Raw genomic sequence first — 10,243 nt, forward strand, 5'->3', positions numbered from 1 at the left:
AAGGGCAAGCTGGAGATGGAGCTGACCGTCGAGCGCGGTCGCGGCTACGTCTCGGCCGTGCAGAACAAGCAGGTGGGCCAGGAGATCGGCCGTATCCCGGTCGACTCCATCTACTCGCCGGTTCTCAAGGTCACGTACAAGGTCGAGGCGACGCGTGTCGAGCAGCGCACCGACTTCGACAAGCTGATCGTCGACGTCGAGACCAAGCAGGCGATGCGTCCGCGTGACGCCATGGCCTCCGCCGGCAAGACGCTGGTCGAGCTGTTCGGTCTCGCCCGCGAGCTGAACATCGACGCCGAGGGCATCGACATGGGCCCGTCCCCCACGGACGCCGCCCTGGCCGCCGACCTCGCGCTGCCGATCGAGGAGCTGGAGCTCACGGTCCGCTCCTACAACTGCCTCAAGCGTGAGGGCATCCACTCCGTGGGTGAGCTCGTGGCGCGCTCCGAGGCCGACCTGCTGGACATCCGCAACTTCGGTGCGAAGTCCATCGACGAGGTCAAGGCGAAGCTGGCCGGCATGGGCCTGGCCCTCAAGGACAGCCCGCCCGGATTCGACCCGACCGCCGCCGCGGACGCGTTCGGTGCCGATGACGATGCGGATGCCGGGTTCGTGGAGACTGAGCAGTACTAAGAGCTCGGGCCTTCCGGTCCGTACTCGGGTGCGGGTGCGCTGTGGCTTGTCGCGCAGTTCCCCGCGCCCCCTCCGGACGACATGTCCCTTCGGGGCTGTCGTGCGGATCTCCGACAGACAACCGTCTGCTCGGATACTGACCCCGGTACCTGACACGGCCAGGGCAGACACACAGGAGAAGAACAATGCCGAAGCCCACCAAGGGTGCCCGTCTGGGCGGCAGCGCCGCGCACGAGAAGCTGCTCCTCGCGAACCTCGCGAAGTCGCTGTTCGAGCACGGCCGTATCACCACCACCGAGGCGAAGGCCCGCCGCCTGCGCCCGTACGCCGAGCGTCTGATCACCAAGGCGAAGAAGGGCGACCTTCACAACCGCCGCCAGGTGCTCCAGGTCATCACGGACAAGGGCATCGTCCACACGCTCTTCACCGAGATCGGCCCGCGGTACGAGAACCGTCCGGGTGGCTACACCCGCATCACCAAGATCGGTAACCGCCGTGGCGACAACGCGCCCATGGCCGTCATCGAGCTGGTCGAGGCGCTGACGGTGCAGCAGAAGGCCGTGGGTGAGGCCGAGGCCGCCACCAAGCGTGCGGTCAAGGAGTCCGACGAGGCCCAGGCGCAGGAGACCACCGAGGCCCCGGCCGAGGAGGCCGCCGCCGAGGAGTCGAAGGACGCCTGAGGCTCTGCCTGACGCGGGAAGCGGGTTCGCCCTTCGGGGCGGGCCCGCTTTCGCGTACCGGGGTGGAGTCAGAGCTTGAGAGGATCTGTTCGTGAGTGAAGTACAGCCCGGGTTCGTCCGTATCCGCCTCGACCTCTCCTACGACGGCGCCGACTTCCACGGCTGGGCCAAGCAGGCCGGCGGCAAGCGGACCGTGCAGGGGGAGATCGAGGACGCGCTGCGCACGGTGACGCGGTCCAAGGAGACGTACGAGCTGACCGTGGCGGGGCGCACCGATGCCGGTGTGCACGCGCGCGGGCAGGTGGCCCACGTCGATCTGCCCCTGCCGCTGTGGGCGGAGCACCGCGAGAAGCTGCTCAAGCGGCTCGCCGGGCGGCTGTCGAAGGACGTGCGGGTGTGGCGGCTCACCGAGGCCCCGGAGGGCTTCAACGCCCGGTTCTCGGCCATCTGGCGGCGCTATGCGTACCGGGTGACGGACAACCCCGGGGGAGTGGACCCGCTGCTGCGGGGCCATGTCCTGTGGCACGACTGGCCGCTCGACGTGGACGCCATGAACGAGGCCGCGCGGGCGCTGGTGGGGGAGCACGACTTCGCCGCGTACTGCAAGCGGCGGGAGGGCGCCACCACCATCCGCACGCTGCAGGAGCTGAGCCTGGTGCGGGGCGCGGACGGCGTCGTCACGGCGACGGTCCGGGCCGACGCTTTCTGTCACAACATGGTGCGTTCGCTGATCGGCGCGCTGCTCTTCGTCGGCGACGGGCACCGGGGGCCGGAGTGGCCGGGGAAGGTGCTGGCCGCGGGGGTGCGGGACTCGGCCGTGCACGTCGTACGGCCGCACGGGCTGACCCTGGAGGAGGTCGGCTACCCCGCCGACGAGCTGCTGGCCGCCCGTAACAGGGAGGCCAGGAACAAGCGCTCGCTTCCGTCGGCGGGGTGCTGCTGAGCCGCTTCGCCGGCTACCGGTTCGCCGCCGCGGAGGCCTGGGCCTGGCCGCGGCGGTAGATCTGGTCGAAGGCGAACCGCTGGAGGTCGTCGCCGGTGCGGAAGACCTTGGTGTCCTTGTTGGTGACGTTCTTGCCGTTGGTGAAGCCGCTGATGGTGAAGTAGGCGTAGCGGCCGACGGCGTTCGTGGTCGTCCGGCAGATCGCGGCGTCGCAGAAGTTCTTGATGCCCTTGCCGGGCAGCGAGCCGACGAGGTTGGTCTTGCCGACGGCCTGGGCCTTGACCTTCACGGCCTGGGCCTGGTCGTCGAAGACGGCGACACCGACGGTGACGGCGATGTCGCCGTCGGCGTAGCTCACGCGCATCAGGCGGGTGCAGCCGTTGGCCGTGAGGATCTTCGGCAGGGTGCCGCCGGCCGCCGAGGCGCACTTCGTGGTGTCGGCCGTGGCGCCCTTCTTGTAGACGGTGTCGCCGATGGTCAGCTGGGTGCCGGGGAAGAGCGTGGCGGGGCTGAGCGGGGCGGTGTCCTTCTTGGCGCTGGCGATGAAGTCCTTCGGATCCAGCGGCGGCGGGGCGCTGGTGGGTGCGAAGGACGGCGCTGCGGTGCCCGAGCCGCTCGGCAGCGAGCCGGCGGGCAGGCTGGCGGGCTGGCCGTGGGCCTCGTTGCGGCCGTTCGCGGAGACGACGGCCATGGCGACCGCGGTGCCTATCGCCACCGTCGCGAGGGCGCCGCCCACTATGAACAGCACTTTGCGGCGCTTGTTGCGGGTCTCCGAGGCCTGCGCCAGCGCGGCCCAGTCCGGAGTCCCGTCGTCGCCGCCGCTGTTCCACGGCTGCTGCTGGGAATTAGGTTTCCAGGGATCCCACTGAGACTGGGGTCCCCCCTGCCCGTAACTCATGGGGCGCATCTTAGACGGGGGGCGCAGGGTGCAGGAGCGCGTCCGTCGGCATGCCACGTTTGTCCGCCGACATGAGGGGGAACGGACTCGTTTTGACCCGTCCGGGGCCCTGCAGGTAACCTGCTTCTTCGTTGTGTATTGGCTTGCTCATTCTCACGGGACGGGCCCTTACACCGGTCCACCGGGCCGATGACCAGCGATCAGCACGCGGTTTGCGTCACCGCGGTGCGGTCGAGGCTGTCGTGATCGTTTCGGTGACCTGTTCAGGACCATTCACTCGAAGCGAAGGCTACGAACCGTGCGTACGTACAGCCCCAAGCCCGGCGATGTGACGCGCCAGTGGCACGTCATCGACGCTCAGGACGTTGTCCTGGGTCGTCTCGCCACCACCGCAGCGACCCTCCTCCGGGGCAAGCACAAGCCGATCTACGCGCCGCACGTCGACACTGGTGACTTCGTCATCGTCATCAACGCCGACAAGGTGCACCTCTCCGGCAACAAGCGGACCCAGAAGATGGCGTACCGCCACTCCGGCTACCCGGGTGGTCTGCGCTCCGTCCGCTACGACGAGCTCCTCGACAAGAACCCCGAGAAGGCCATCGAGAAGGCCGTCAAGGGCATGCTCCCCAAGAACTCCCTGGGCCGTCAGATGCTCTCGAAGCTGAAGGTCTACAAGGGTGACCAGCACCCGCACGCTGCCCAGCAGCCGGTGCCGTTCGAGATCACCCAGGTCGCGCAGTAAGTCCGGCCACCCCCTAAGACTGAACAGAATCTGAGGAGAATCGTGGCCGAGACCACTGCCGAGCAGCCGCTCGAAGAGCTTGACATCGACAGCTACACCACCGAGTCCGAGGTCCCCGTCGAGGGCGAGTACACCTCGGAGTCCATGGCCTCCCGCTTCGGCGAGCCCCAGCCGGCCGCCGGCCTGGGCCGCCGCAAGAACGCCATCGCCCGCGTCCGGATCGTTCCGGGCACCGGCAAGTGGAAGATCAACGGCCGCACCCTCGAGGACTACTTCCCGAACAAGGTGCACCAGCAGGAGGTCAACGAGCCCTTCAAGGTGCTCGAGCTCGAGGGCCGTTACGACGTCATCGCCCGCATCGCGGGTGGCGGTGTCTCCGGTCAGGCCGGTGCGCTCCGTCTCGGTGTCGCCCGTGCGCTGAACGAGGCGGACGTCGACAACAACCGCGGCCCGCTGAAGAAGGCCGGCTTCCTCAAGCGCGACGACCGTGCGGTCGAGCGCAAGAAGGCCGGTCTGAAGAAGGCCCGCAAGGCTCCGCAGTACAGCAAGCGCTAATCAGCAGCTGCCTGCTCGTACTCCGAACGCCCCGGCGGCACGCCACTTGTGCCGTCGGGGCGTTCGTTTATCCGAGTCAAGGGCGTATAACGACACAAGACGCTCAGAGGCTTGTGTGATCGGATGTCGAGGCGCCTGCCACCAATGCGGCGCCCCTCCGATTCCGCCATCGACGCTTCCTCAGGAGGACAAGTGGGACGACTCTTCGGCACGGACGGCGTGCGCGGTGTCGCCAACGCGGATCTCACGGCCGAGATGGCGCTCGGCCTCTCCGTCGCCGCGGCGCACGTGCTGGCCGAGGCGGGCACCTTCGAGGGCCACAAGCCGACGGCGGTGGTCGGACGGGACCCGCGCGCGTCCGGGGAGTTCCTGGAGGCCGCGATGATCGCGGGTCTCGCGAGCGCGGGTGTGAACGTCCTGCTGGTCGGCGTGCTGCCGACGCCCGCGGTGGCGTATCTGACCGGCGCGCTCGGCGCCGACCTGGGCGTGATGCTCTCCGCCAGCCACAACGCCATGCCCGACAACGGCATCAAGTTCTTCGCCCGCGGCGGCCACAAGCTCGCCGACGAGCTGGAGGACCGGATCGAGGCGGTGTACGAGTCGCACCGGCACGGCGAGCCGTGGGAGCGGCCGACGGGCGCCGGGGTCGGCCGCATCCGGTCCTACGACGAGGGCTTCGAGCAGTACGTCGGCCACCTCCTCTCCGTCCTGCCGAACCGGCTGGACGGACTGAAGATCGTCCTGGACGAAGCGCACGGCGCGGCCTCGGGGGTCTCGCCGGAGGCCTTCGCGCGGGCCGGCGCCCAGGTCGTCACGATCGGCGCCGAGCCGGACGGCCTCAACATCAACGACGGCTGCGGCTCCACCCACCTGGGCAAGCTGAAGGCCGCCGTCGTCGAGCACGGTGCGGACCTCGGTATCGCGCACGACGGCGACGCCGACCGCTGCCTGGCCGTGGACCACACCGGCGAGGAGGTCGACGGCGACCAGATCCTGGCCGTGCTCGCGCTGGCGATGCGGGAGCGTTCCGCACTGCGCTCCGACACCGTCGTCGCGACCGTGATGTCCAACCTGGGCTTCAAGCTGGCCATGGAGCGGGCGGGCATCCGCCTCGTGCAGACGGCCGTCGGCGACCGCTATGTGCTGGAGGAGATGAAGGAGCACGACTTCGCCCTCGGCGGCGAGCAGTCCGGGCACGTCATCGTCCTCGACCACGCGACGACCGGCGACGGCACGCTGACCGGTCTGCTGCTCGCGGCCCGGATCGCCGAGACCGGCCGCGGCCTGCGCGAGCTGGCGTCGGTGATGGAGCGGCTGCCGCAGGTGCTCATCAACGTGCCGGACGTGGACAAGTCCCGGGTGCGGACCTCGGCCGATCTCGCGGCCGCCGTCTCCGAGGCCGAGCGCGAGCTGGGGGAGACGGGGCGCGTGCTGCTCCGGCCGTCCGGCACCGAGCCGCTGGTACGGGTGATGGTCGAGGCCGCGGACATCGACCAGGCGAGGTCGGTGGCGAGCCGGCTGGCCGACGCGGTGAAGTCGGCGCTGGGCTAGGACGCCGGGCGCAGCGGGAAGTGCGTGACTGAACACCGGTTGTTTCCCTGACGTCGAGGCCGCCCTGTGCGGCACGCCCCTCGACGGAGGAGAGACACCGACGCGGGCGACCGGTCCGGCCCTGGTGGCGGGTCCGGTCGCCGCCTCGTTCCCCGTCCCGGCCTCACTGACTCGTCGGGCGACCTGGCGGGCCCGGGGTGAGTGCAGCGGGACGCCGGCACCGTCGACCGCGGCAGCGTCGGCGAGCCCCGCCGGTCCTACAGCTTGCGCAGCCGCAGCCGCTGCACCTTGTGGTCCGGGCCCTTGCGCAGGATGAGGGTCGCACGGCCGCGGGTGGGGGCGATGTTCTCGACCAGGTTGGGCTTGTTGATGGTCCGCCAGAGCGTGCGCGCGTAGTCCAGGGCCTCCTCCTCCGACACCTGGGTGTACTTGCGGAAGTACGAGTTGGGGTTCTGGAAGGCCGTCTGGCGCAGTTTCCTGAAGCGGCTCAGGTACCAGTGCTCGATGTCCTCGGTGCTCGCGTCGACGTACACGCTGAAGTCGAAGTAGTCGGCGAGGCCGACCCGGGTGCGGCCGTCCTTGCCGGGCAGGGCGGGCTGGAGGACGTTCAGGCCCTCGACGATCAGGATGTCCGGGCGGCGGACGGTGAGCTTCTCGCCCGGCACGATGTCGTAGATCAGGTGGGAGTAGACCGGCGCGGTCACCTCGCCCTTGCCGGCCTTGATGTCGGCGACGAAGCGCGTGAGGGCCCGGCGGTCGTAGGACTCGGGGAACCCCTTCCGCGACATCAGGCCGCGGGCCTCCAACTCCTCGGTGGGCAGCAGGAAGCCGTCCGTCGTCACCAGCTCCACCCGGGGGTGCTCGGGCCAGCGGGAGAGCAGGGCCTGCAGAAGACGGGCGACGGTGGACTTGCCCACGGCGACGGAACCGGCGACGCCTATGACGAACGGGGTGCCGGACTGGGAGCCCTGCTCGCCGAGGAACGTGTTCAGCGCCCCCCTGAGTCCGTCCGTGGCGCCGACATAGAGGTTGAGCAGGCGGGAGAGCGGGAGGTAGATGTCCCGTACCTCGTCCAGGTCGATCACGTCGCCCAGGCCCCGCAGCTTCTCCACCTCCTCGGCGGTGAGCGGCAGCGGCGTCTTCTCGCGCAGGGCGCTCCACTCGGCGCGGGTGAGGTCGACGTAGGGAGTCGCCTCCGGCCTGTGCCGGTGGGCGCTCCGGGGCATCGAGGGGACCGGTGAGATCACAGTCCATTGTTAACGGAGTTTGAACGGCACGGCGGGTGGGGTCCGTCACGCGCTATCGGGCCGTGGTTCCGTGCCGGGGCCTTCGTACGACGGTGGGAATTTCCGATTTCGGGCAGGGGAAGGCTCTTTGGGGGCCGCCGCGGGCCGTAGGCTGCGGCTCATGTGCGGAATCGTGGGATACGTAGGGTCACAGTCGGCGCTCGATGTCGTGATGGCAGGGCTGAAGCGGCTGGAGTACCGGGGTTACGACTCGGCGGGTGTCGCCGTGCCGGCGGACGGCGGGCTGGCCGCCGCGAAGAAGGCCGGGAAGCTCGTCAACCTGGAGAAGGAACTGGTCGAACATCCGCTGCCGGCGGGTTCGACGGGCATCGGGCACACGCGCTGGGCCACCCATGGCGGCCCCACGGACGCGAACGCGCACCCGCACCTGGACAACGCGGGCCGGGTCGCCGTCGTCCACAACGGCATCATCGAGAACTTCGCGGTGCTGCGCGCCGAGCTGGCCGAGCGCGGCCACGAGCTGAACTCCGAGACGGACACGGAGGTGGTCGCCCACCTGCTGGCCGAGGAGTTCTCCGGCTGCGCGGACCTCGCGGAGGCGATGCGGCTGGTGTGCCGGCGCCTGGAGGGTGCGTTCACCCTGGTCGCCGTGCACGCGGACGACCCGGACGTGGTGGTCGGCGCCCGCCGCAACTCCCCGCTCGTGGTGGGCGTCGGAGAGGGCGAGGCGTTCCTGGCCTCCGACGTGGCCGCGTTCATCGCCCACACCCGCAACGCGATCGAGCTGGGCCAGGACCAGGTCGTGGAACTGCGCCGCGACGGCGTCACGGTGACGGGCTTCGACGGCCGCCCGGCCGAGGTCCGCTCCTACCACGTCGACTGGGACGCCTCGGCCGCCGAGAAGGGCGGCTACGACTACTTCATGCTCAAGGAGATCGCCGAGCAGCCCAAGGCGGTCGCCGACACCCTGCTCGGCCGTATCGACCCGTCCGGCTCCCTCACCCTGGACGAGGTCCGCATCTCCCCCTCCGAGCTGCGCGAGATCGACAAGGTCGTCATCGTCGCCTGCGGTACGGCCTTCCACTCCGGCCTGATCGCCAAGTACGCCATCGAGCACTGGACGCGCATCCCCTGCGAGGTGGAGCTGGCGAGCGAGTTCCGCTACCGGGACCCGATCCTGGACGGCCGTTCGCTGGTGATCGCCATCTCCCAGTCTGGCGAGACGATGGACACCCTGATGGCGCTGCGGCACGCCCGGGAGCAGGGCTCCAAGGTGCTGGCCATCTGCAACACCAACGGCTCCACGATTCCGCGCGAGTCCGACGCGGTGCTGTACACGCACGCCGGCCCGGAGGTCGCGGTCGCCTCGACCAAGGCGTTCCTGACCCAGCTGGTGGCCTGCTACCTGGTGGCCCTGTACCTGGGCCAGGTGCGGGGCACCAAGTGGGGCGACGAGATCCAGGCCGTCATCAAGGACCTGTCCCGGATCTCGGTCGAGGTCGAGCGCGTCCTGGAGACCATGGAGCCGGTACGGGCCCTGGCGCGCACGCTGGCCTCGAAGAACACGGTGCTCTTCCTGGGCCGGCACGTGGGCTATCCGGTCGCTCTCGAAGGCGCGCTGAAGCTGAAGGAACTCGCCTACATGCACGCCGAGGGCTTCGCGGCGGGCGAGCTGAAGCACGGTCCGATCGCGCTGATCGAGGAGGACGTGCCGGTGGTGGTCGTCGTCCCCTCGCCGCGCGGGCGTTCCGTCATCCACGACAAGATCGTCTCCAACATCCAGGAGATCCGGGCGCGCGGTGCCCGCACGATCGTGATCGCCGAGGAGGGCGACGAGGCGGTCGTCCCGTACGCCGACCACCTCATCCGCATCCCGGCCACGCCGACCCTGCTGCAGCCGCTGGTGGCCACCGTGCCGCTCCAGGTCTTCGCCTGCGAGCTGGCCACCGCCCGCGGCAACGAGGTGGACCAGCCCCGGAACCTGGCCAAGTCGGTCACCGTGGAGTGAGCCCGGAGTGAGCCTCCGTCAGGAGGCGTGCGGCCCCCGCCCGTCCGGGCGGGGGCTTTCGCGCGTCTGGACGCGGCGAAGCCGGGGTCCGGACACCGGGCGCCGTCGTCAGTGCACGGAGAAGCCGCCGTCGACGCAGATCGACTGGCCGGTGACGTAGGCGGAGGACCGGCCGGCGAGGAACACCGCCGCGCCCGCGAAGTCCTCGGCGAGCCCGTTGCGCCCGGTCAGCGTGCGCGCGGCGAGGGCCGCCACCCGTTCGGGGTCGGACGAAAGCCGCTCGTTCAGCGGGGTCATCACGAAGCCCGGCACCAGGGTGTTGCAGGTGACGCCGTACGGGGACCAGGCCTCCGCCTGCGAGCGGGCCAGCGACTCCAGCGCCCCCTTGGAGACGCCGTACGCGCCGCTCTGCACGAAGGCCCGGTGGGCCTGCTGGGAGCTGATGTGGATGATCCGGCCGAAGCCCCGCTCGGCCATGCCGGGGCCGAACCGCTGCCCCAGGAGGAAGGGGGCCTCCAGGTTCACGGCCATGGTGGTGTCCCACACGTCCTCGCCCAGCTCGCTCATCGGCGGCCTGAGGTTGATCCCCGCGGAGTTGACGAGGATGTCGGGTTCTCCGAAGACCCCGGCCGCCTCCTCGGCCGCGGCGTGCACGCCCGCCCGGCTGCCCAGGTCGCCGCTCACCCACGCCGCACGGCACCCGTCGGCCGTCAACTCCTCGACCGTGGCGATCAGTTCGGTCTTGCGACGGGCCACGACCACCACGCTCGCGCCGGCGCGCGCCAGCGCCCCGGAGACGGCCCGGCCGATGCCGGAACTGCCTCCGGTCACCACGGCGACACGGCCGTCCAGCGAGAACAGGTCGGAGAGGTAGGCACGGGATGCGGTGTTCATGGCCGCAGCGTAGACGGCCCGTGTGCGCCCGAGCGGGCCTAGGGGGTGTCGTTCGGATCATCCCGGCAAGCGCTGTTCCTCACGGCCGGCCC

At 70.1% G+C, this 10,243-nt stretch carries 10 protein-coding genes; 7 read left to right on the top strand and 3 right to left on the bottom strand.

The window, feature by feature from the left end; all coding sequences use genetic code 11:
* From ACWEN3_RS32390 to truA, 3 genes are all read left to right on the top strand, one after another.
* On the top strand, positions 1-633 hold a 633-nt coding region (locus ACWEN3_RS32390), incomplete at its 5' end, for a DNA-directed RNA polymerase subunit alpha (protein WP_358645232.1).
* Between the two features lie 185 nt (positions 634-818).
* Positions 819-1,313 (top strand): 50S ribosomal protein L17, encoded by a 495-nt coding sequence (gene rplQ, locus ACWEN3_RS32395; RefSeq protein WP_452978044.1) that lies wholly within the window; start codon positions 819-821, stop codon positions 1,311-1,313.
* A 91-nt stretch (positions 1,314-1,404) separates the two neighbouring features.
* Positions 1,405-2,256, top strand: a complete 852-nt coding sequence (truA, locus tag ACWEN3_RS32400) for a tRNA pseudouridine(38-40) synthase TruA (protein ID WP_452978046.1) — start codon at positions 1,405-1,407, stop codon at positions 2,254-2,256.
* Between the two features lie 13 nt (positions 2,257-2,269).
* Here truA and ACWEN3_RS32405 read toward each other — a convergent pair whose 3' ends face one another.
* Positions 2,270-3,154 (bottom strand): hypothetical protein, encoded by an 885-nt coding sequence (locus ACWEN3_RS32405; protein ID WP_452978049.1) that lies wholly within the window; start codon positions 3,152-3,154, stop codon positions 2,270-2,272.
* 298 nt (positions 3,155-3,452) lie between these two features.
* On the opposite strand from ACWEN3_RS32405, the gene rplM reads away from it, so the two are divergent.
* The 3 genes from rplM to glmM all read left to right on the top strand — a co-directional run bounded on the left by rplM (position 3,453) and on the right by glmM (position 6,002).
* Complete coding sequence (gene rplM / locus ACWEN3_RS32410) at positions 3,453-3,896, top strand: 50S ribosomal protein L13 (protein WP_452978052.1); 444 nt, start codon at positions 3,453-3,455, stop codon at positions 3,894-3,896.
* 42 nt (positions 3,897-3,938) lie between these two features.
* The gene (gene rpsI, locus ACWEN3_RS32415) at positions 3,939-4,451 is read left to right on the top strand and encodes a 30S ribosomal protein S9 (RefSeq protein WP_004927169.1); all 513 of its coding nucleotides are present in this window, start codon (positions 3,939-3,941) and stop codon (positions 4,449-4,451) included.
* A gap of 192 nt (positions 4,452-4,643) precedes the next feature.
* Positions 4,644-6,002 carry a phosphoglucosamine mutase gene (gene glmM / locus ACWEN3_RS32420; RefSeq protein ID WP_452978054.1) on the top strand — a complete coding sequence of 453 codons (1,359 nt, stop codon included), beginning with the start codon at positions 4,644-4,646 and terminating at the stop codon, positions 6,000-6,002.
* Between the two features lie 257 nt (positions 6,003-6,259).
* Here the strand turns inward: glmM and coaA are convergent, their stop codons facing one another.
* A complete protein-coding gene (gene coaA, locus ACWEN3_RS32425; RefSeq protein WP_452978062.1) occupies positions 6,260-7,228 on the bottom strand; it encodes a type I pantothenate kinase in 969 nt (322 codons plus the stop codon).
* A gap of 181 nt (positions 7,229-7,409) precedes the next feature.
* On the opposite strand from coaA, the gene glmS reads away from it, so the two are divergent.
* Positions 7,410-9,257, top strand: a complete 1,848-nt coding sequence (glmS, locus tag ACWEN3_RS32430) for a glutamine--fructose-6-phosphate transaminase (isomerizing) (protein WP_452978057.1) — start codon at positions 7,410-7,412, stop codon at positions 9,255-9,257.
* A gap of 108 nt (positions 9,258-9,365) precedes the next feature.
* On the opposite strand, the gene ACWEN3_RS32435 is transcribed toward glmS, so the two are convergent.
* Positions 9,366-10,151 carry an SDR family NAD(P)-dependent oxidoreductase gene (locus tag ACWEN3_RS32435; RefSeq protein WP_452978060.1) on the bottom strand — a complete coding sequence of 262 codons (786 nt, stop codon included), beginning with the start codon at positions 10,149-10,151 and terminating at the stop codon, positions 9,366-9,368.
* Positions 10,152-10,243 lie beyond the last annotated feature (92 nt).

This window comes from Streptomyces sp. NPDC004561 (assembly GCF_053602155.1).